Source organism: Nocardia sp. NBC_01329, from assembly GCF_035956715.1.
In the GTDB taxonomy this organism is placed as follows: Bacteria; Actinomycetota; Actinomycetes; order Mycobacteriales; family Mycobacteriaceae; genus Nocardia.
Genome location: NZ_CP108381.1, coordinates 4,469,334 through 4,489,653, shown reverse-complemented (window position 1 = coordinate 4,489,653; position 20,320 = coordinate 4,469,334). Strand labels below are relative to the sequence as shown.

Below are 20,320 nucleotides of genomic sequence, written 5' to 3'. Positions count from 1 at the left end.
CCATCGTCCGGACGGCCGTACCACGATGAATACGTTCCCGGAACGGCCGGGAGAACGAAGGGGTGGAAATGTACGAAGCAGTGGCGACCGTGGTCGGCACCGTGGTGACCGAGCCGGTGCGACGCGACCTGCCCAGCGGGGAGCAGATGATCAGTTTCCGGTTGGCGAGTACCGCGCGGCGGTTCGACCGCGAAACCGGCGAATGGGTGGACAATGGGATGCTGTTCCTCACCGTGAGCTGCTGGCGGCGGCTCGTGGCGGGAGTCGACGCGTCGATCCACCGTGGCGATCCAGTGATCGTGCAGGGGCAACTCCGGTCCAACGAGTATCGCACCCGTGACGGTGCCGAACGACGCGATCTGGAGATGCGGGCCCATACCCTGGGACCGGACCTCACTCGCTGCACCGCCCAGGTCGAGCGTCGGCGAGCCGGGCCTTCGGGGGCGAACGGGAATATATCCGCCGGTACGGACGCTGCGTCTGCCGAAACCGGGGTGGCGGGGGAGCAGGACGATCCGAAGGTGGAGCAGTCGGCGCGGGCCGATGTGCCCGTGAACGCCGACGTGTGAAACCGCACCGATGTTTGACGGATAGGGTGATCGCTATGGCTGAGTTCATCTACCAAATGAAGAAGGTTCGCAAGGCGCACGGCGACAAGGTCGTGCTCGACGATGTCACCTTGAACTTCCTTCCCGGCGCCAAGATCGGCGTTGTCGGTCCGAACGGCGCCGGTAAATCCAGCGTTCTGAAGATCATGGCCGGATTGGACCAGCCGAACAACGGCGAGGCCTTTCTCGCGCCGGGCGCCAGCGTCGGGATCCTGCTGCAGGAACCCCCGCTGAACGAGGAGAAGACGGTTCGCGGCAATGTCGAGGAGGGCCTCGGCGAGATCAAGGTCAAACTCGACCGGTTCAACGAGATCGCCGAGCTCATGGCCACGGACTACTCCGACGAGCTCATGGACGAAATGGGCAAACTGCAGGAGGACCTCGATCACGCCGACGCGTGGGATCTCGACTCCCAGCTCGAGCAGGCTATGGACGCCCTGCGCTGCCCGCCGCCGGACGAGCCGGTGAACAACCTGTCCGGTGGTGAGCGCCGCCGGGTGGCCCTGTGCAAACTGCTGCTCAGCAAGCCCGATCTGCTCCTGCTCGACGAGCCCACCAACCATCTCGACGCCGAGAGCGTGCTCTGGCTCGAACAGTTCCTCGCGCAGTACCCGGGCGCCGTACTGGCGGTCACTCACGACCGGTACTTCCTCGACAACGTGGCCGGCTGGATCCTCGAGCTCGACCGCGGCCGGGCCATCGGTTACGAGGGCAACTACTCCACCTATCTGGAGAAGAAGGCCGAACGGCTCGCTGTCCAGGGCAAGAAGGACCAGAAGCTGCAGAAGCGGCTCAAGGACGAACTCGCCTGGGTGCGCTCGGGTGCCAAGGCACGCCAGGCGAAGAGTAAGGCGCGTCTGGGCCGTTACGAGGAAATGGCTGCCGAGGCCGAGAAGATGCGGAAGCTGGACTTCGAGGAGATCCAGATCCCCGCCGGCCCGCGTCTGGGCAGTGTTGTAGTCGAGGTGGAGCATCTGGACAAGGGCTTCGGCGACCGCCAGCTGATCAAGGATCTGTCGTTCACCCTGCCGCGCAACGGCATCGTCGGTGTGATCGGCCCGAACGGTGTCGGTAAGACGACCCTGTTCAAGACCATCGTGGGCCTGGAGGAACCGGACAGCGGCACGGTGCGGGTCGGTGAGACGGTCCAGCTGAGCTATGTCGACCAGACCCGTGCAGGTATCGATCCCAAGAAGACCGTATGGCAGGTGGTCTCGGAAGGCCTCGACTATATCGAGGTCGGCCAGCAGGAGATGCCTTCCCGGGCCTATGTGAGTGCCTTCGGGTTCAAGGGTCCGGACCAGCAGAAGCCGGCCGGAGTGCTCTCCGGCGGTGAACGCAACCGGTTGAACCTGGCGCTCACCTTGAAGCAGGGCGGCAATCTGATCCTGCTCGACGAGCCCACCAACGACCTCGATGTGGAGACCCTGGGATCGCTGGAGAACGCATTGGAGCAGTTCCCGGGCTGTGCCGTGGTCATTTCCCACGACAGGTGGTTCCTGGACCGCACCTGTACGCATATCCTCGCTTGGGAAGGTGACGCCGACAACGAAGCCGAATGGTTCTGGTTCGAGGGCAACTTCGAAGCCTACGAGGCCAACAAGATCGAACGCCTCGGGCAGGAAGCCGCACGGCCGCATCGTGTGACACATCGCAAGCTGACCCGCGGGTAACGCCGCAGGACTTTTCCCGCTGCCCGGGTTCGGGTCTACCCTCGGGATCGGTGTCGGTGTGTCCGAGAAAAACCGCATTCAAGGGAGTGGGAAATGACGGTCTCGTCCGAATTGTCCAGCGAGGCATGGGCTGCCGAGTTGCCGGATACGTTACGTGCCGACCTCGGCGATCTGGAGGACGGATATTTCCGGCACGTCGAGACCGAAGACACCGATTGTGAGATCACCGCACCCACCCTCACCTTCCGGGCCCATCTGACACTGGCCCTGACCCGCGAACCGGGTCAGGGCCTCGTGCGGGTCCACCACCCGGACGATGGGTCGGGACTGGGCGCGGCGGTCCAACTCGTCACCGACGATATGCCGATGCTGGTCGATTCGGTGACCGCGCTCTTCGGCCGGATGGGCGCGACCATCAGCGAGGTCATCCACCCGATCTTCACGGTCGAACGGGATTCCGGCGGTATTCTCACCTCGGCTCATCTACACGAAGCCGGCCTGCGTCGCGACGGTAACGCCGAGGGCCGCGAATCCTGGATCCATCTCCAACTGCACCCGGCGACGAGCGCTCGGCTGCTCGACGAGATCGCCGCAGCCGTACCGGACGTCATCGAGGATGTGCGGCAGGTGAGCAGTGATACCGGGGCGATCCATGCCATCATCGATGCATTGGCGACCCGGCTCGAACAGGCCGGTGATTCCGCGGCCGCGGCAGCGGCCGATATCGAACCGGCCGACTGCGCCCGCCTGCTGCGGTGGATGGCCGACGACAATTTCACGATGCTGGGTTACGCCCGGTATCGGAGCGAACCGGGTGCGGAACTGCCGGTGCCCGTGCCGGATTCCGAGCTCGGAGTCCTGCATCCGGGTACCGCGACGGGTTTCCAGGTACCGATCGCGACGGGTGCCCGGCCGCTGCTGCGAATGACCCAGGGCCTGATCCCGGTCACCATGCAGCGCGCGGTATATCCGTACTACATCGGCGTCGCCGATCTGGACAGTGCGGGTGAGGTCCGGGGTGAGCACCTGTTCGTCGGTGTCTTCACGGTCACCGCGCTGCACGAGAACGTCCTGGACATCCCGGTGGTGGGGCAGCGGGTTCGTGCCGCGATCAGCGGCAGCGGATTCGATCTGGATTCGTTCTCGGGCCAGGCCATGCTCGAAGTGATGCAGGGGTTCCCGCGTACCGAGCTGTTCTCCTCCGATACCGCGACCCTGCGCCGCACGGCCGCCGCGGTGCTCAATGTCGGGTTGCGTCGTCAGGTCCGGTTGTTCCCCCGGGTCGACCCCTATGGCCGGTTCGTCGCGGCAATGGTGTATCTGCCGCGCGATCGCTACACCACCGCCGTCCGGCTGGAGATGCAGGACATCCTGGTCCGTGAACTCGGCGGCGCCTCGATCGACTACTCGGCGCGGGTGAGCGAAAGCGAACTCGCCAGCGTGTATTTCACCATCCGGATGCCGGGAGCGGATACTGCCGAGGTGCGGGTGTCCTCGGCGGAGGAGATCTCCGAAGCCGAACGGGTGCGGATCCAGAACCTGCTCGCCGAGGCGAGCCGGACCTGGGACGATCATCTCAACGACGCGGTGAACGCGTCGACCGTGCTCGACCCGCGGATCGTCCGCCGCTACTGCGAAACGTTTCCTGAAGGGTACAAACAGGATTTCAGCGCGCGGCGCGCACTCGCCGATATCGATCGCCTGGAGCGGTTGCGACCCGGCAGCATCGATCAGCACCTGTACCGAGTGGCCGACGCCCCGGCCGGATCCTGGCGTTTCACGCTGTACATCGGTGGTTCCGGTATCTCGCTCAGCCAGGTGCTGCCGGTGCTGCAGAGCTTGGGCGTCGAGGTGCTCGACGAGCGGCCGTACCGGATCCGGCGTGAACGTGACGGCGGCGAGGCAGCCGAGGAACGCTGGATCTACGATTTCGGCCTGCTGGCGAGTAACGAACTGCTGCGCGGCGCGCTCGATCAGGATCTCGACGCCGAACTGCTCGAGGTGGCGCCCGATACGTTCGCGGCTCCGAAAGCCGAGGCTGTTGCCGCGGATCGAGTTCGCGACCGCTTCACCGCCGCGTTCGACGCGCTCTGGTACGGCCGGGCCGAGGCCGACGGCCTGAACGAACTGGTACTGCGGGCCGGGTTGTCCTGGCGCGCGGTCGCCGTGCTGCGGACCTACGCGAAGTATCTGCAACAGGCGGGTTTCCCCTACAGCCAGGTCAATATCGCCCGGGTCCTGCACACCTATCCCGATACGGCGAAACTGTTCGCGCAGCTGTTCACCGCCCGGTTCGATCCGGACGTTCACTCCACCGAACAGGCCGCCGAACTCGAAGAGCGTTTGCGTGAACGTATCGACGAGGTGGTGAGTCTGGACGCGGACCGTATCCTGCGCGCCGTTCTCGGGCTGATCCGCGCGACTCTGCGCACCAACTACTACGTCACCGACCCCGACGGTGCTCCCCGCGATTTCATCTCGGTGAAGCTGGAACCGCAGGAGATCACGGAACTGCCGCAACCGCGGCCGAAGTACGAGATCTTCGTGTATTCGCCGCGGGTGGAGGGTGTGCATCTGCGGTTCGGTGCGGTGGCGCGTGGTGGTTTGCGGTGGTCGGATCGGTTGGAGGACTTCCGTACCGAGATTCTGGGACTGGTGAAGGCGCAGGCGGTGAAGAACGCGGTGATCGTGCCGGTGGGCGCGAAGGGCGGTTTCGTGGTGAAACGCCCGCCGGCCGCCACCGGTGACGCCGCGCTCGACCGGCAGTCCCGGATGAACGAAGGTATCGAGTGCTACCGCACCTTCATCTCCGGCCTGCTGGATATCACCGATAACGTCGATCTCGCCGAAGGGCACGTGCTGCCGCCCGAGCGGGTGGTGCGTCGTGACGGCGACGATACGTATCTGGTGGTTGCCGCGGATAAGGGAACGGCGACGTTCTCGGATATCGCGAATGATGTTGCGGGCCGGTATGGTTTCTGGTTGGGGGATGCGTTTGCTTCGGGTGGTTCGGCGGGGTACGACCACAAAGCGATGGGAATTACCGCGCGGGGCGCATGGGAAAGTGTGAAGCGGCATTTCGCGGAGATGGGGGTGGATACCCAGTCGCAGGATTTCACTGTGGTGGGTGTGGGGGATATGAGTGGGGACGTTTTCGGCAACGGTATGTTGTTGTCGGAGCATATTCGGTTGGTGGCGGCGTTCGATCATCGTCATATTTTCTTGGATCCGGATCCGGATGCGGCGTCGTCGTTCGGTGAGCGGTCACGGTTGTTCGGGCTGGCTCGGTCGAGTTGGGCCGATTATGATCGTTCTTTGATCAGTGCGGGTGGCGGTGTGTACGACCGCACCGTGAAGGCGGTACCGATCAGTCCCCAGGCCCGCGCGGCGCTCGGCCTGCCCGGCGACGTCGTCAAGCTCGCTCCGCCGGAATTGATCCGTGCCATTCTCCAAGCGCCTGTCCAATTGCTCTGGAACGGCGGTATCGGCACCTATATCAAAGCGAGCACCGAAACCAATGCCGATGCCGGTGACAAATCCAATGATGCGGTCCGGGTGAATGCCGACCAATTGCGGGTCGAGGTGATCGGCGAGGGTGGCAATCTCGGCGCGACGGCGCTGGGTCGGATCGAATTCAGTCGTAACGGTGGGAAGATGAACACCGACGCGCTGGACAATTCCGCGGGTGTGGATTGCTCGGATCACGAGGTGAACATCAAGGTTCTGCTCGACGGTGTGGTGTCGGCGGGCGAGCTCGATATCGAGGATCGCAACCCGCTGCTCGCCGAGATGACCGACGAAGTCGCGCAGATGGTGTTGCAGGACAACGTATCCCAGAACTACGTGATGGGAATTTCGCGGGCCGAGGCGGCGCGGATGCTCAACGTGCATCGGCGCCTCATCGAAGAGCTGGAGACCCGGCGCGGCATCGACCGGCAACTCGAGGCGTTGCCGACCGATGCGGTGCTGAAACGACGGCTCGAGGAGGGCACCGGGCTCGCTTCGCCCGAACTCGCCAATCTGCTGGCGCACGTGAAGTTGTCACTCAAGGCGGACCTGCTGGCCGGCGACCTGCCCGACAGCGCCTTCTTCGCTGCCCGCCTCCCCGAGTACTTCCCGACTCCGCTGCGGGAACGATTCGGCGCGGCGATCAAGAAGCACCGCCTGCGCCGGGAGATCGTCACCACCATGATCGCCAACGAGGTGGTGGACTACGGCGGTGTCACCTACACCTACCGGCTCGCCGAGGAGATCGGCGCGACCGCGACCGATACCGTGCGGGCCTTCGCCGCGGTCACCGAGGTCTTCGGCCTGCACGATATCTGGAACCGGATCCGTGCCGCGGATACGTCCGTAGAAGTGCGCGACCAGCTCGAGCTGGAGACCAAACGCACGCTGGACCGGGCGTCGCGCTGGTTGCTCACCAACCGCCCACAGCCGGTGGCCGTCGGTGCCGAGATCAACCGGTACCGAGTGGGAGTGCGTGAACTCGCACCTCAGGTGCCGGGTTGGTTGCGCGGCCACCATGTCACCATGCTCACCGACCAGGCCGCCGATCTCGTCGCGCACGGCGCCCCACTGGATCTCGCGACCGAGGTTTTCGGGCTGTTGCACCTGTTCCCGCTGCTCGACGTGATCGATATCGCGGATATCACCGATCGTTCCGGTGCCGAGGTCGGTGCGCTGTACTACGCCCTGAACGAGCATCTGAAGATCGACTGGCTGCTGGAGGCGGTCAGTCATCTGGAGCGCGGTGACCGCTGGCATGCGCTGGCCCGGCTCGCGCTGCGCGACGATATGTACAGCTCACTGCGTTCGCTGACTCTCGATGTGCTCTCCGGTGGCGACCCCGAGGAGAGCGCGGACGAGAAGATTGCATACTGGGAGTCCAAGAATCAGTCCCGGCTCGGCCGTGCCCGCGCGGCGCTGGCGGAACTGTTCGAGTCCGGAACCCACGATCTCGCCACGCTGTCGGTTGCGGCGCGGCAGGTGCGCAGCATGGTGAGTGGGGTGGGTGCCCAATCGGAGGTACCACGGTGACGAACGCTGCTCCCCGCAACGGAACGAGTCCCGATGTGGAGGTGCCCGTCGCGGCACCGCCGCGTCGGTTCCATACCGCTGTGCACGTGCGGTGGTCCGATATGGACGTCTTCCAGCACGTCAACCACGCTCGAATGGTGACGCTGCTGGAAGAGGCCCGGATCCCCTGGCTGTTCGAGGACGACCGGCCGACTGTGGCATTGCGCAACGGCTGTGTGCTGGCGGATCTGCACGTGAAGTACCGCGGCCAACTGCGGCACGAGGACACGCCACTCGATATCGCCATGTGGATCGAGCAGTTGCGGGCGGTCGACTTCACCGTCGCCTACGAGGTGCGGGCTGCGGGCGCCGCGCCCGAATCGCCCGCGGCGGTCACCGCGACCACACAGCTGGCGGCGTTCGATATCGAGACCCAGCGGCTGCGCCGGCTCACCGGTCCCGAACGTGACTATCTCGCCCAGTGGATCGCCGAATGAGCGGTTCGGCGGTGCCGGTCCGATCGTGATAATCGACCAGCGGACCCTGTCTGTATCGGACCCGGCAGAACGCGAGAATCTGGCCACCTTCCTCACTCGGGCGCAGCGACTCGACCCGGCGGTGGTGGTACGGCTGCGTCGCCGCGGCACCGGCCTGGTGGCGGCCTGGGTCGCCACCGGTTTCGAGGCGCTGGCGACCCGGACAGTGACCGCCGATCTGGCCGTGGACGATGTGACGGTCGGCGCGGACACCGTCCTCGCCGGCCTTGCCGCGGTCGGGCCGATCGACTTGGGCTATTCGCTCGATTCGGCATGGCGGGGCGCGCTGCCGCCGGACACCGGGTTCGGCCATGTCGACGACCTGCCCGCGCGCACCCTGGTCGAACTGGCCGAACGCGGGGCCGATCTGGCGAAGGAGCACGGCTCCGAATACGGTCCCCCGGCCTCGCTGCTGGACCAGACCGTGCTGACCGTCTCGGCCGGGGAGGTTCGGGTCCAGGTGCCGATGCGGGTGGTCTTCGCGCTGACCGCGATGGACTTCGTCCCGCACGCGGGAGAACGAGCGGATGCCGAGCGGATCCCGTCCGGTGAACTGGTCCGGGTACGTGCGAGCAATACCTGGCTCCGGTTGGACGCGCGCTACGGCTCGGTCGCACGCCGGAGAACCGGGGGGTTCTCGCTGACCCCGACTACGGGGCCATGACGTCGTTGCCGGCGGCCGCCGCGCAGTCGACGCGTCAGGCCGCGCCCTCGCCCAGGTATTGCAGCCAGACCGGGTCCAGCTCGTTTACCGTGGACAGCAGACGCCAATGCGGGCCCCTGGGGGAGACGAGGGGGGCACGCAGCGTCCAACCCAGTTCGCTGAGCAGTTTGTCGGCCTTGCGATGGTTGCAAGGCGCACAACTCGCGACGCAGTTCTCCCAGCTGTGCTCACCACCGCGGCTGCGTGGGATGACGTGGTCTATGGTTTCGGCCTTGCCGCCGCAATACCCGCAGCGGTACCGGTCGCGCTGCATGAGAGCCGCTCGGGTCATCGGGACGCGGGCGCGGTAGGGGACACGGACATAGGTACGCAGCCGGATGACCGACGGAATCGCTACAGCGGCTCCGGCGGAATGCAGAACGGGCCCGGTGGGGTCGTGGTGCACCGCATCGGCCTTGTCACAGACCAGCAGCACGATCGCGCGACGGGCAGTGAGTGCCGTGAGCGGCTCGTACGTGGCGTTGAGCAGCAGCACGCGGCGTTTCAGCCAGCTGATCTGCTGCGGTGTGGCGAGATGGGGAGCGCAACCGCTCTCGGAACGGGATTCGGGGTGAGAAGCGGTATCGACATGGTGCCGGTTGGCCGCGTGATCGGACAGCACGTGATCGGACAGCAGTTGCAGCGGAAGAGCCCCCGACCCACGAGCGTGGACGTCGGCGGGCTTCAGTTGTCGGTGGCGTATCGCCTCCGGTGATCGGGCGCCGGTCCGTTGCTTCATGTCGACCCCAAATTCTGCGTTTCAAGATCATATGGTATCTCGGCAGAGACAGAAACCAGTTGACCATGGAAAGGCCCGCAGCGCACGGTTATTTTGCACAATGGCCGGTTAACTGTCGTTGAAGCGAAGTCCGGCGGCTACCGAGCCGGAAACGCCAGGTGCGAGCTGTCGCGCCGGTGCTGGGGGCGGCGAATCTGCGAACCCGTGCCGGCGCGGGCACAATGGACGGCGCATCCGGCGAAACGAGAGGGTTCATGACTTCGGGTAACGCGGCTTCGGGTACTCCGGCGGGCGAACAGGCCACGCTCTCTTTCTACGACGCCGTCGGCGGGGCGGAGACCTTCCACCGGTTGGTGGCCGTTTTCTACCGCGAGGTCGCCGCCGACGAGGTACTGCGCCCGATGTATCCGGAAGAAGACCTGGGTCCGGCTGAACGCCGGTTACGCATGTTCCTCGAACAGTACTGGGGCGGTCCCCGCACCTACTCCGACGAACGCGGCCATCCGCGACTGCGGATGCGGCATATGCCCTTCGAGATCGGCCCGGTCCAGCGGGACGCCTGGTTGCGCTGTATGCGCATCGCCGTCGCCGAGATCGAACCGGAAGCTCTCGACGACGAGCACCGGCGCCAGCTGCTCGACTATCTCGAAATGGCGGCGAACTCGCTGGTAAATGCGGCCTGGTGAGGGGGTGGACCCTACATGGCGAAGCGCGGGGCGCGGGTCGTGCAACAGGGGTGGCAGGGCGTCGCGGCCGGTTGGCGAAGGGGCTCACGCGGGGCGGGGGTAGTCGGGCCCGCGTGTGAAGGCGAGAGGCGGGCTTGTTCGTGGAAGTGGCATGCGGCTTGCTGGTGACAGGTGGGGTGTGGGGGATGTCTATGTCGACACCGCCTATCCCTCGGTGAACTACTACAGAGGATCGTCTACCTTTAGCGGGTGAGCATTCTCGAGACGGTGGCGATTTTCGCCGGTATCCCACTGGGGATCTACCTCATAATCGCTGGTTTGTCGTACCTCGGTAAGCCGCTGCCCGGTGAGAAGCCGGTCCACTTCGATATGAGCAAGAAGTGGACGGCCGCTCCGGTGCTGTGGAGTGCCACCGATGAAGTGACCGGTCCCGGTCATTCGTATGACGCCGGAGAGTCGTCGCACGGCTCGCATGTGGCGTTCGACTCCCTCGAGGCACCCAAGGCAGCGCTGATCGGAGGCCGGGCAAGTGGCAAGTACTAATTGGCCGGCGGTGGTCGAAACCGACCTGCCGCACGGATACGCGCTCACCAGCAGCGGCCGGGTCTCCGGTGTGCACGAGGCCGGTGATGTGTTCAAAGAGGCTCCGTTCGACAACAACGAGCGGCTGGCCATGGACAATGTGCTCACCGAGGCCACTCGCGCCACCAAGGTGCGGTTCAACGTATTCATCGGTGATCTCGGCCCGGACGCCGCGGCCGCGGTGGACGCGCTGTTCCCCACCACCCCGGAGGCGGCGCGTTCGGTGCTCATCGCCGTCTCCCCGAACGATCACTCCGTGGAGGTCCGTTCCGGTAGGGATGTGGCCGACCGCGCCAACGACCGGGTGTGCCAGCTCGGCGTCACCGCCGCGTTGAGCTCGTTGCGGCAGGGCGAGCTGATCGACGGGCTGATCTCGGCGGTCCGGGTGATGTCGGCGGCCATCGGCCGCTGACGCCGGTTCGGCCGGTCGCGCTCGCAACACACGAGAACGGCGCGTCCCCCTCCGGGGGACGCGCCGTTCGTTGTTCCGGATCAGGAGACGTCGAAGGCGCGGGCGCGCAGCGAACGTTCGATACCCGCTTTGCCCTCGCTCACCAGTCGTCGCAGGGCCGGGGGGTGGTCGGCCGCGAGGAATTCGTCGGCCCGCGCGACCGCTTCGTCGCTGATATCCCAGGCCGGATACAGCCCGACCACCACCGTCTGCGCAACCTCACTGGACCGGCGCTCCCAGACCGCGGGGATCTCGTCGAAGTACCGGCCGACGAACGGTGCCAGCAGATCCTCCTGCCCCGCCGGTGCGAAACCGCCGACGATGGAGCGTGCCGTGATATTGGGCACCGAATCGTCGCCCACCACCGTTTCCCACGCCGATTCCTTGACCTGTGCCAGCGGGCGGGCGGTGGCCGCCGTGGCCGCCTGACGCCGACCGGCGGCCGTTTCGTCGTTGCGCAGTTCGGTATCGATGGTGGGAGTGTCGGGGCCGTCAGCATCGATCTCCCCGGCCGCGGCGAGGGCGGTGATCAACCTCCAGCGCAGATCGGTGTCCACGGTCAGTCCGGGCAGACCGACTCCGGCGGGGTCGCCATCGAGCAGTTCGCGCAGCACCTCGGTATGCCAGGGGGACAGTTTCGCTCCCGCGAGCGCGTTGACGAACGCGAGTTGATGATCGGACCCGGCGTCCGCTTCCCGCGCCAGTTCCAGGAGCCGGTTCGCGTACTCCGGCCAGCCGGTGGCCGCGGCCCAGGCCGGGTCGGCGTAGCTGCGCAGCGTGGTGTTGGTTTGCATGAGCAACCGCTGCACCACACCGATCTCGGATTCCGCGCCGATCCCGCGCTGCACCAGCGCGACGAAATCGCGGGCGCGGAATTCGGCCTGCCGGGTCATCTCCCAGGCCGCGGACCAGGCCAGCGTGCGGGGGAGCGGTTCGGCGATATCGGCGATGCGGTTGACCAGCACGTCGAGTGAATCGGCGTCGAGACGGACCGAGCAGTAGGTGAGGTCGTCATCATTGACCAGCACGAACTTACCGCGTTCGGTGCCGACCAGATCGGGCACTTCGGTGCGTTCGGCGGCATCGAGGTCGAGTTCCACCCGGCGGGTGCGCACCAGTTTGCCGTCGCGCTCGTCGTAGACACCGATGGCCAGCCGATGCACACGCTGTTCACCGGCGCCGGGCGCGGCCCCTTCCTGGACCACCGTGAAGGAGGTGAATTCGCCTTCGGCATCCACCTCGAATTCCGGACGCAGGATGTTGAGGCCTGTGGTCTTCAGCCACTGGGCGCCCCAGGTGGACAGGTCCCGGCCCGACGATTTCTCCAGGGCGGTGAGCAGATCGTCGAAGGTGGCATTACCGTAGGCGTGGTCGGCGAAGTAGGCGCGCAGCCCGGCCAGGAACGGATCGAGGCCGACGTAGGCGACGAGTTGTTTGAGAACGCTCGCGCCCTTGGCATAGGTGATGCCGTCGAAATTCACCTCCACCGCGGCCAGGTCGGGGATATCGGCGGCGATCGGATGTGTGGAGGGCAGTTGATCCTGCCGGTAGGCCCACGACTTCTCGACATTGGCGAAAGTGGTCCAGGCACTGGTGTATTCGGTGGCCTCGGCTTGGCACAGTACCGATGCGAAGGTCGCGAAGGATTCGTTGAGCCACAGGTCGTCCCACCACTTCATGGTGACCAGATCGCCGAACCACATATGCGCCATCTCGTGCAGCACTGTTTCCGCGCGCCGCTCGTAGGAGGCCCGGGTGACCTTCGACCGGAACACATAGTCCTCGAGGAAGGTGACGGCGCCCGCGTTCTCCATGGCGCCGGCGTTGAACTCCGGTACGAACAGCTGGTCGTATTTCCCGAAGGCGTAGGGGATTCCGAAGTTCTTGTGGTAGAAGCCGAAACCTTGTTTGGTCTCGGTGAACAGTCGCTCGGCGTCCATATGTTCGGCCAGCGAGGCACGGCAGAAGATGCCGAGCGGGATCGTACCGTGATCATCGGTGTAGGTATCGGTCCATTCGGCGTAGGGACCGGCGATCAGCGCGACGAGATAGGTGCTCATGAGCGGGGTGGTGGCGAAACGGTGTTTTCCGCCGTCCACGGAGCCGGCACCGTTGGAGATCACTTTCCAGTCCGACGGAGCGGTGACCTCGATATCGAAGGTGGCTTTGAGGTCCGGCTGGTCGAAGCAGGCGAACATCCTTTTGGCGTCGGCGGTTTCGAACTGGGAGTACAGGTAGACCGCGTCGTCGGCCGGATCGACGAACCGGTGCAGGCCCTCGCCGGTATGGGAGTACTCGCACTCGGCCTCGACTACGAGCTCGTTACGCTCGGCCAGACCGGCCAGGGTGATCCCGGTGGATTCGTCGTAACCGTCGATATCGAGTGGAATCCCGTTGAGGACCGCCGAGCGCACTCTCCGGGCGACGATATCGACGAATGTGGACGAACCGGGTTTCGCGGTGAAGGTGACGGTGCTGCGGGACAGGAACGTCTGTTCTCCCGGATTCCCTGCCCGGTGTTCCTCCGAACCGGGCGAGGGCTCTGCGTGGTTACGCTCCGCTACCGCCTCCGGGCCTGACTCGCCCATCCCGTGTTCACCGGGGACGGACGAGGGCCCTGCGTGGTTACGCTCCGCTACCGCCTCCGGGCCTGACTCGCCCATCCCGTCGGTCAGGTCGAGTTCGATGCGGTAGTTCTCGACCGAGATAACCTCGGCGCGTTCGATCGCCTGTTCGCGGGTGAGGTTCGGTGCGGACATCGGGCTCCTTCGAGGACACGATTGATCGGGCACGGGCGCTGTCCACAATGCCACGTGGGTAAGGTTGCCCGCGCGGGAGTGATCTCGCCGGCCACTCGACCAGGATCGGAGCGACAACGTGAAGCATGTGCACGCCGGGAAGGTGCGTGACCTGTACACCGACGGCGACACATTGCTGTTGGTCGCCTCGGACCGTGTTTCGGTGTACGACGTTTCGCTGCCCACCCCGATTCCGGACAAGGGCGCCCTGCTGACCCAGCTGTCCAACTGGTGGTTCGAGTACTTCGCCGATATCCCCAACCACGTACTGTCCGCCACGGACGTGCCGCCGGAGTTCGCGGGCCGGGCCGTCCGGGTCAAGCCGTTGAAGATGGTGCTGGTGGAATGCGTAGCCCGCGGCTACCTGGTGGGCTCGGGGTGGAAGGACTATCAGCGCACCGGCTCCGTTTCGGGGATCCGGCTGCCCGACGGGTTGCGTGAGGGCGACAAACTGCCCGAACCGATCTTCACACCTACCACCAAGATGTCCGATACCGGTCACGACGAACCCATGACTTTCGACGATGTGGTGGTGCAGGAGGGTGCCGAGGTCGCCGCGCGGCTGCGTGACCTCACGCTCGGTCTGTACTCCCGCGGCGCGGCATATGCCGCTGAACGTGGCGTGATCATCGCCGATACCAAGGTCGAATTCGGCTGGGACGGTGATGTACTCACCCTCGGTGACGAACTCCTGACCTCCGACTCCTCCCGTTTCTGGCCGGCTGCCGAATGGGAGCCGGGCCGTCCGCAGCGGTCCTTCGACAAACAGTTCGTCCGAGACTGGGCCACCTCCACCGGATGGGACAAGGAACCTCCGGGTCCCGAGATCCCGGCCGATATTGTCGCGGCCACCCGGAGCAAATACGTCGAGGCCTTCGAGCTGATCACCGGTCGTACCTGGTAGTCGCTCCGGTTTCCGACAGCTACCGCACCCTGCGATATATGTCGTCGATCTCAGCTCTCACAGGGTGGTCGAGGTATCGGCCAGACGGGCCGGATCCACCGGTTCGCCGGAGAGGATCAACTCCTTGATCCGGTCACCCGCGTCCCACACGTTCACATTCATCCCCGCGAGTACACGGTGCTGGGGATCGAGCCAGAATGCGACGAACTCCCGGCCGTCGCGGTCGCCGCGGACGACCACCTGCTCGTAGTCGCCGGGCGCGGCGAATCCGGTGTATTCCATACCGAGGTCGTACTGGTCGGTGAAAAAGTACGGGAGCCGGTCGTAGGATGCGGCCCGGCCGAGCATGGCGGCGGCGGCGACAGCGGGCTGGTTCAGCGCATTCGCCCAATGCTCGACCCGGATCCGGCGCCCGAGTACCGGATGATCCTGCTCGGCGATATCACCGACCGCGACGATATTCGGATCGCTGGTGATCAAGCTCGCGTCCACCAGAACGCCGGTGCCGGTCAGCAAACCAGCGGCTTCGGCCAGGCCGAGTTCGGGCCGGGCACCCACCGCGACGAGAACCGCGTCCGCAGCCGATTCGGTGCCGTTCTCCAGGGCGATACCGTTCGCGCGGCCGTTCGCGGTCGTGATCTGCTGGACCTGGGCACCGAAGCGCAGATCGACCCCGTGCTCGCGGTGCAGGGCGGCGAACACTTCACCCATTTCCGGACCGAGCGCGCCCAACAGCGGCGCGGAGCTCGTTTCCACGACGGTCACCTCCACGCCCGCCGCGCGCGCCGCCGCGGTGACCTCGAGCCCGATCCAGCCCGCCCCGATCACCACCAGCCGTCGCGCGGTCTGGAACAGTTCGATCAGGGCATCCGATTCGCCCAGGGTGCGCAGGGTGTACACGCCGTCGGCGTCGGCGCCGGGGATCGGCAGTGTGCGGGACGAGGAACCCGTGGCCAGCGCGAGTTTGTCGTATTCCAGCATCGAGCCGTCCGGTAGCCGCACCGCCCGGGCGGCCCGGTCGATCGCGGTCACCTCGGTGCCCAGCCGTAGGTCCACATTGTGGTCCCGGTACCAGGCCGCCGGTTCGACCGTGAAATCTTCGACCGGCTTCTTACCGAGCAGATACTCCTTGGACAGCGGCGGCCGCTCGTAGGGTAGCCGGTCCTCCTTGCCGATCAGGGTGACGTGGCCGTCGAAATCGTTGTCCCGCAACGCCTGGGCGAGTTTCGCCCCGGCCAGGCCGGCACCGACGATGACGAAATGCTGCGCAGATGTCATGGCTGACACTCCCTCGTGGTGGGTTGTTCCAGCGACGATCCGAACTTCTCCCGCCAGCCTACAAAGGACGGCGCCGATCTCCTGGGCGGCTCGGGAACGAAAACCACTCCGCCGGGGTTGCTCGTATCGACGGCTGTGCCCGGTGGGCGACCCGCCGGCCGCACGGCGGTCGCCGCGGCGGCGGGCGGAATCCGCCGACGACCTGTGGAGAGGAACGAAACGTGTCCGACTCGGCCGAGAAGAAGGACCTTGCCGAATTCTGGTTCGACCCCCTGTGCCCGTGGTGCTGGATCACCTCCCGATGGATTCTGGAGGTCGCGAAGGTTCGCGATATCGAGACGCGTTTCCACGTGATGAGTCTGGCGGTCCTCAACGAGGGTCGTGACCTGCCGCCGGAGTACCAGGAGCTGATGACCTACGCCTGGGGCCCGGTCCGGGTGGCCGTGGCAGCGGCCCAGCAGCACGGCGAGGAGATCCTGCCGTCGCTGTATACCGCGCTCGGCACCCGGCTGCACGACCGCCGGGCCGAGTTCGAGCTCGAGGGCGATCGTCAGGGCACCCTCGCCGCGGTCGTGGCGGACGCGCTCGCCGAGACCGGGTTGCCGGCCGAGCTGGCGGCCGCGTCGGAGAGCGGCGATTACGACGAGGCACTGCGCACCAGCCATCACGCGGGGATGGACAAGGTCGGTCCCGATGTCGGTACGCCGACCATCCACGTCAACGGTGTCGCCTTCTTCGGCCCTGTGCTCTCGCGTATCCCGCGTGGTGAGGAGGCGGGCAAATTGTGGGATGCCGTGGTGACGCTGGCGGCTTACCCGCACTTCTTCGAGCTGAAGCGCACCCGCGACGAGAACCCGGAATTCGACTGAGCGCGCGGGTTCCGGATTCCGGTCGGAATCCGGAACCCCTTTTCGGCCGCGGGCCGGGTCAGAGCGGGGCTTTGGACAATGTGACCGCGTCGCCACCGTGACCGTGGCCCGGCGGCAGTCCGGTCGGCGGGCCGAATCGCGGCGGAACCGGGTTCGGCCGCCAGAACAGGCGCCCGTGCCGAGTGCGATCGCGCAGCGCCCACATCCGCCAGGTCAGCACCGGATGCGAGGCCATCGCATTGACCATCCAGATGAAGAAACCGCGTTCCTGGGCCGCGCGGTCGGCCATCTCGTCGAACCCGACCACCGAGTTCAGGTACTTTCCGGCCGCCAGGGTGCCCATCGCGGCGGGAGCACCCTGCGGTCGGTGGCAGTAGCCGTGGTTGTCGGCGGTGTATTCCTGGGCTCGGATCAGCGAATTGCCGAGGATCGGCAGGAACGGCACCAGGAACATGCCGAGCTGACGCCAGTAGGAGGTGTGACCGGCCGCGATATGACCCACCTCGTGACCGATGATGAACGCCAGGGCATCCGGTTCCCGGGCGGCCCCGCTGATCTCGAACAGATCGCTGTACACCACCACGTAGCGCCGGAAACCGTGTCCGGACGCGAAGGCATTGATCTGCCCGTTGCCGAGGACGACATAGGCGTCCGGGGCAGCGGCCATCCCGAATCGGGCGGCGGCCTCCTGCACCATCCGATATCCGTCGGGGAACTGTGAGGGTGACATCTTCACCCCGTTCACCCGCTGCGACGAGAAGTTGATACCGCGACCGAACCAGATCAGCAGCGGCGCCGCCACCAGGATCAGAACGTACTGGTTGACCGCGCCGAGGAACAGCAGCAGGAACGCGAGCAGGTAGGCGACAGCGGTGAAGAGGACGACCACGACCAGCAACGGGATCTCCCAGCTGTGCCTGGCGGGCATCCCGAACGGCGACAGCCCCCGGGGTTCGTGCAGCGGCATCTGCGGTGGGGGATATCCGCCCGGGAGCGGAACCGAGGACGGTGGACGGTCGGTGAGCCACGGGTAGGGCCCGGGCTCCGGCGTACTCGCGGACCAGGCGGCGCCGGGACCGTATCCGGACGGCTGCTGAGGGTCGTGCGGCTGCATACCCACGACTCTAAGCAGTAACTCGGTCACCCCGCCCGCCGTCGGCTCCCGTTCGGGGGCCTGACAGAATCGCAGCCATGCGCGTATACCTGGGTGCCGATCACGCTGGTTTCGAATTGAAGAACGCCGTCAAGGACCACCTGGAGAAGGCCGGTCACGAGGTCGTCGACTGCGGCGCCCTCGTCTACGACGCGCTCGACGACTATCCCGCCTTCTGCATCGAGGCGGCCCGCCGCACGGTCGCCGACCCGGGCAGCCTCGGGCTGGTTTTCGGCGGTAGCGGTAACGGCGAGCAGATCGCCGCGAACAAGGTGCCCGGCGCGCGGTGCGCGCTGGCCTGGAGTGTCGAAACCGCGCGGCTGGCGCGGGAACACAACAACGCGCAGCTGATCGGTATCGGCGGCCGGATGCACTCCCGTGCGGAGGCGCTGGCGATCGTGGACGCCTTCCTGGAGACCCCGTGGTCGGATGAGGAGCGTCATCAGCGCCGGATCGATATCCTCGCCGATTACGAGAAGTCCGGCGAAGCGCCGGCGCTGCCCGCCGGCTGATCCACCGGGCAGGCGAGTAGTCGGGTGCCGGAAGGTCATACCCTGCACCGTCTCGCCCGCCGGCACCAGCAGCGGCTGGCCGGAGCGGTGGTACGGGTGTCGAGTCCGCAGGGAAAATTCGCGGCGGGTGCCGCCCGCGTGGACGGTCGGGTCCTGCTGCGGTCCCAGGCGTGGGGCAAACATCTGCTCCACGAATACGAAGGCGAGCTCTACCTGCACGTCCATCTCGGGTTGTACGGCGCCTTCTCCGAATCGGAGCCGCCGCTGCCGGAACCGGTGGGTCAGGTGCGGATGCGGTTGACCGGACCGGGTCGGGACGGTCGCGGATTCGGTACCGATCTGCGTGGTCCCACCGCCTGCGAGATTCTCACGCCACCGGAGACGGCAGCCCTCATCGCACGCCTCGGACCCGATCCGCTGCGTCCGGACGCCGACCCGGAAACCGCTTGGGCGCGGATCCGCCGCTCCCGGCGCGGTATCGGATCGCTGCTCATGGACCAGCGCGTGGTCGCCGGGGTCGGCAATGTCTACCGCGCGGAAGTGCTCTTCCGGCACGGTATCTCCCCGCGGCGTCCGGGGATGGAACTCACCGCCGCGGAGTGGTCGGCGCTGTGGGCGGATCTGGCCGAACTGATGCAGGTGGGTGTCCGGCTGGGAAAGATGCACGTGGTGCGTCCCGAGCACGATCACGGCGCGCCGTCCTACGCCGCGGACCGCCCGCGCACCTACGTCTACCGCCGCGCGGGCGAACCGTGTCGCTGCTGCGGCGATCCGGTGCGCCATACCGTCCTGGAGGGCCGGAACCTGTTCTGGTGCGCGCGGTGCCAGCCGGCCTGACTGCCGCGCTCAGCCCGCGACCGCGGTATCGACCGCCGTCTCCAGCGTCTCCGCGCCGGCGAACCGGCGTCCGCCCGCGGATTTCGCCGAGTACATCGCCTGATCGGCGCGGCGGAGCAGCTCCGCCAGTTCACTACGGTCCGACGGCGGCGCGTAGGTTGTTCCGACACTGGCCGATACCGGTACCGGTCCGGCCGACGACCACACCGAATCGTTGAGTGCGAGCACGATATCGTGGGCCAGTTCGGTCACCGAGTAATCGGCGGCCATACCGGCGGCCAGCACGAACTCGTCCCCGCCGTAGCGGCAGACCACCGCGCCGGGTGGCGCCACCTCACGCAGCCGTTTCGCCAGCTCCACCAGCACCTCGTCGCCCACCGCGTGCCCGTAGCTGTCGTTGATCTGTTTGAATCGGTCCAGATCCACCACCAGTAGCCCCACCCCGCGGTCGACCTGCTCGGCCATCGTGCGCACCCGCTTGCGCAGCAGGGTGCGATTGGCGAGTCCGGTCAGGGCGTCGTGGGTGGCTTCGTGTTCGAGCCGCTGCTGCAGCGCCGCGAACTCGCGGACCCGCCGGGTGGCCTCATCGGAGAGGTTCTTCTTCTGCTGGGCGAGCGCCAACTCCTGTAGCGCCTGGGCGTAACTGTCGATCGCCTGGCTGGCCACCAGCGGCCACTGCGTCGCCACCAGCGACCCACGGGGCCCGGCCGGAAAACCGAGCAGGGTGCGCGTGACCAGGGCCAGCATCCGGACCCGGTGCAGAGGTTCGGCACAGAGCCGGGCACCGAGCCGGCGAGCGGCGCGGATCGGGAACGGGTCGGAGACGGTGAGGTCCAGTAGATGTTCGAGGATCTCCACGAGCACAGGTTCGATCTCGGCCGCGCTGATATCGGCATCGGGCTGCGCGCCCGCGGCCAGCGCCCACTCCCGCGCGGTGGATCGGACGGGCGGCCGGTGCTCAGTGGTCATATC

At 66.4% G+C, this 20,320-nt stretch carries 17 protein-coding genes; 12 read left to right on the top strand and 5 right to left on the bottom strand.

The window, feature by feature from the left end; all coding sequences use genetic code 11:
* The first annotated feature begins 68 nt into the window (after positions 1–68).
* The 5 genes from OG405_RS20260 (at position 69) to OG405_RS20240 (ending at position 8,500) form a co-directional block, all read left to right on the top strand.
* Entirely contained in the window at positions 69–569 is a 501-nt protein-coding gene (locus tag OG405_RS20260) for a single-stranded DNA-binding protein (RefSeq protein WP_327148047.1), read from the top strand.
* A gap of 35 nt (positions 570–604) precedes the next feature.
* Positions 605–2,281 (top strand): energy-dependent translational throttle protein EttA, encoded by a 1,677-nt coding sequence (gene ettA, locus OG405_RS20255; RefSeq protein ID WP_327148046.1) that lies wholly within the window; start codon positions 605–607, stop codon positions 2,279–2,281.
* A gap of 93 nt (positions 2,282–2,374) precedes the next feature.
* Positions 2,375–7,321 carry an NAD-glutamate dehydrogenase gene (locus tag OG405_RS20250; RefSeq protein WP_327148045.1) on the top strand — a complete coding sequence of 1,649 codons (4,947 nt, stop codon included), beginning with the start codon at positions 2,375–2,377 and terminating at the stop codon, positions 7,319–7,321.
* Positions 7,322–7,422: 101 nt separating this feature from the next.
* Positions 7,423–7,797 (top strand): acyl-CoA thioesterase, encoded by a 375-nt coding sequence (locus OG405_RS20245; RefSeq protein ID WP_327152423.1) that lies wholly within the window; start codon positions 7,423–7,425, stop codon positions 7,795–7,797.
* Between the two features lie 31 nt (positions 7,798–7,828).
* Positions 7,829–8,500, top strand: a complete 672-nt coding sequence (locus OG405_RS20240; RefSeq protein ID WP_327152422.1) for a hypothetical protein — start codon at positions 7,829–7,831, stop codon at positions 8,498–8,500.
* Positions 8,501–8,534: 34 nt separating this feature from the next.
* On the opposite strand, the gene OG405_RS20235 is transcribed toward OG405_RS20240, so the two are convergent.
* Positions 8,535–9,278, bottom strand: a complete 744-nt coding sequence (locus OG405_RS20235; protein WP_327148044.1) for an HNH endonuclease — start codon at positions 9,276–9,278, stop codon at positions 8,535–8,537.
* A gap of 254 nt (positions 9,279–9,532) precedes the next feature.
* On the opposite strand from OG405_RS20235, the gene OG405_RS20230 reads away from it, so the two are divergent.
* From OG405_RS20230 to OG405_RS20220, 3 genes are all read left to right on the top strand, one after another.
* On the top strand, positions 9,533–9,964 hold the full coding sequence (locus OG405_RS20230; protein ID WP_327148043.1) for a globin: 432 nt from the start codon (positions 9,533–9,535) through the stop codon (positions 9,962–9,964).
* A 249-nt stretch (positions 9,965–10,213) separates the two neighbouring features.
* The gene (gene ctaJ / locus OG405_RS20225) at positions 10,214–10,507 is read left to right on the top strand and encodes an aa3-type cytochrome oxidase subunit CtaJ (protein WP_327148042.1); all 294 of its coding nucleotides are present in this window, start codon (positions 10,214–10,216) and stop codon (positions 10,505–10,507) included.
* Positions 10,494–10,958, top strand: a complete 465-nt coding sequence (locus OG405_RS20220; RefSeq protein WP_327148041.1) for a DUF5130 domain-containing protein — start codon at positions 10,494–10,496, stop codon at positions 10,956–10,958. The genes ctaJ and OG405_RS20220 overlap by 14 nt, the downstream gene beginning before the upstream one ends.
* A gap of 80 nt (positions 10,959–11,038) precedes the next feature.
* Here OG405_RS20220 and pepN read toward each other — a convergent pair whose 3' ends face one another.
* Positions 11,039–13,756 (bottom strand): aminopeptidase N, encoded by a 2,718-nt coding sequence (gene pepN / locus OG405_RS20215; protein WP_327148040.1) that lies wholly within the window; start codon positions 13,754–13,756, stop codon positions 11,039–11,041.
* A gap of 118 nt (positions 13,757–13,874) precedes the next feature.
* Between pepN and OG405_RS20210 the strand changes: the two genes are divergently transcribed.
* On the top strand, positions 13,875–14,699 hold the full coding sequence (locus tag OG405_RS20210; RefSeq protein ID WP_327148039.1) for a phosphoribosylaminoimidazolesuccinocarboxamide synthase: 825 nt from the start codon (positions 13,875–13,877) through the stop codon (positions 14,697–14,699).
* Positions 14,700–14,756: 57 nt separating this feature from the next.
* Here the strand turns inward: OG405_RS20210 and OG405_RS20205 are convergent, their stop codons facing one another.
* Positions 14,757–15,977, bottom strand: a complete 1,221-nt coding sequence (locus OG405_RS20205; RefSeq protein WP_327148038.1) for an NAD(P)/FAD-dependent oxidoreductase — start codon at positions 15,975–15,977, stop codon at positions 14,757–14,759.
* A gap of 221 nt (positions 15,978–16,198) precedes the next feature.
* On the opposite strand from OG405_RS20205, the gene OG405_RS20200 reads away from it, so the two are divergent.
* Positions 16,199–16,846, top strand: coding sequence for a mycothiol-dependent nitroreductase Rv2466c family protein (locus OG405_RS20200; protein WP_327148037.1), 648 nt, complete (start codon positions 16,199–16,201; stop codon positions 16,844–16,846).
* A 58-nt stretch (positions 16,847–16,904) separates the two neighbouring features.
* On the opposite strand, the gene OG405_RS20195 is transcribed toward OG405_RS20200, so the two are convergent.
* Positions 16,905–17,789: a M48 family metallopeptidase gene (locus OG405_RS20195; protein WP_442790775.1), complete on the bottom strand. Its 885-nt coding sequence runs from the start codon at positions 17,787–17,789 to the stop codon at positions 16,905–16,907.
* A gap of 248 nt (positions 17,790–18,037) precedes the next feature.
* Here OG405_RS20195 and OG405_RS20190 point away from each other — a divergent pair, with 248 nt between their 5' ends.
* Both OG405_RS20190 and OG405_RS20185 read left to right on the top strand, forming a co-directional pair.
* Positions 18,038–18,511 carry a ribose-5-phosphate isomerase gene (locus OG405_RS20190; protein WP_327148036.1) on the top strand — a complete coding sequence of 158 codons (474 nt, stop codon included), beginning with the start codon at positions 18,038–18,040 and terminating at the stop codon, positions 18,509–18,511.
* Between the two features lie 24 nt (positions 18,512–18,535).
* Complete coding sequence (locus OG405_RS20185; protein ID WP_327148035.1) at positions 18,536–19,348, top strand: Fpg/Nei family DNA glycosylase; 813 nt, start codon at positions 18,536–18,538, stop codon at positions 19,346–19,348.
* Positions 19,349–19,357: 9 nt separating this feature from the next.
* Here the strand turns inward: OG405_RS20185 and OG405_RS20180 are convergent, their stop codons facing one another.
* Positions 19,358–20,317 (bottom strand): diguanylate cyclase domain-containing protein, encoded by a 960-nt coding sequence (locus OG405_RS20180; protein WP_327148034.1) that lies wholly within the window; start codon positions 20,315–20,317, stop codon positions 19,358–19,360.
* Positions 20,318–20,320 lie beyond the last annotated feature (3 nt).

Bases quoted from the DNA above. Each gene is read 5' to 3' on its own strand.
- ettA (WP_327148046.1), top strand. From the start codon at position 605: ATGGCTGAGTTCATCTACCAAATGAAGAAGGTTCGCAAGGCGCACGGC.
- pepN (WP_327148040.1), bottom strand. From the start codon at position 13,756: ATGTCCGCACCGAACCTCACCCGCGAACAGGCGATCGAACGCGCCGAG.
- OG405_RS20190 (WP_327148036.1), top strand. From the start codon at position 18,038: ATGCGCGTATACCTGGGTGCCGATCACGCTGGTTTCGAATTGAAGAAC.
- OG405_RS20230 (WP_327148043.1), top strand. From the start codon at position 9,533: ATGACTTCGGGTAACGCGGCTTCGGGTACTCCGGCGGGCGAACAGGCC.
- OG405_RS20260 (WP_327148047.1), top strand. From the start codon at position 69: ATGTACGAAGCAGTGGCGACCGTGGTCGGCACCGTGGTGACCGAGCCG.
- OG405_RS20205 (WP_327148038.1), bottom strand. From the start codon at position 15,977: ATGACATCTGCGCAGCATTTCGTCATCGTCGGTGCCGGCCTGGCCGGG.
- OG405_RS20235 (WP_327148044.1), bottom strand. From the start codon at position 9,278: ATGAAGCAACGGACCGGCGCCCGATCACCGGAGGCGATACGCCACCGA.
- OG405_RS20250 (WP_327148045.1), top strand. From the start codon at position 2,375: ATGACGGTCTCGTCCGAATTGTCCAGCGAGGCATGGGCTGCCGAGTTG.
- OG405_RS20180 (WP_327148034.1), bottom strand. From the start codon at position 20,317: ATGACCACTGAGCACCGGCCGCCCGTCCGATCCACCGCGCGGGAGTGG.
- OG405_RS20245 (WP_327152423.1), top strand. From the start codon at position 7,423: ATGGACGTCTTCCAGCACGTCAACCACGCTCGAATGGTGACGCTGCTG.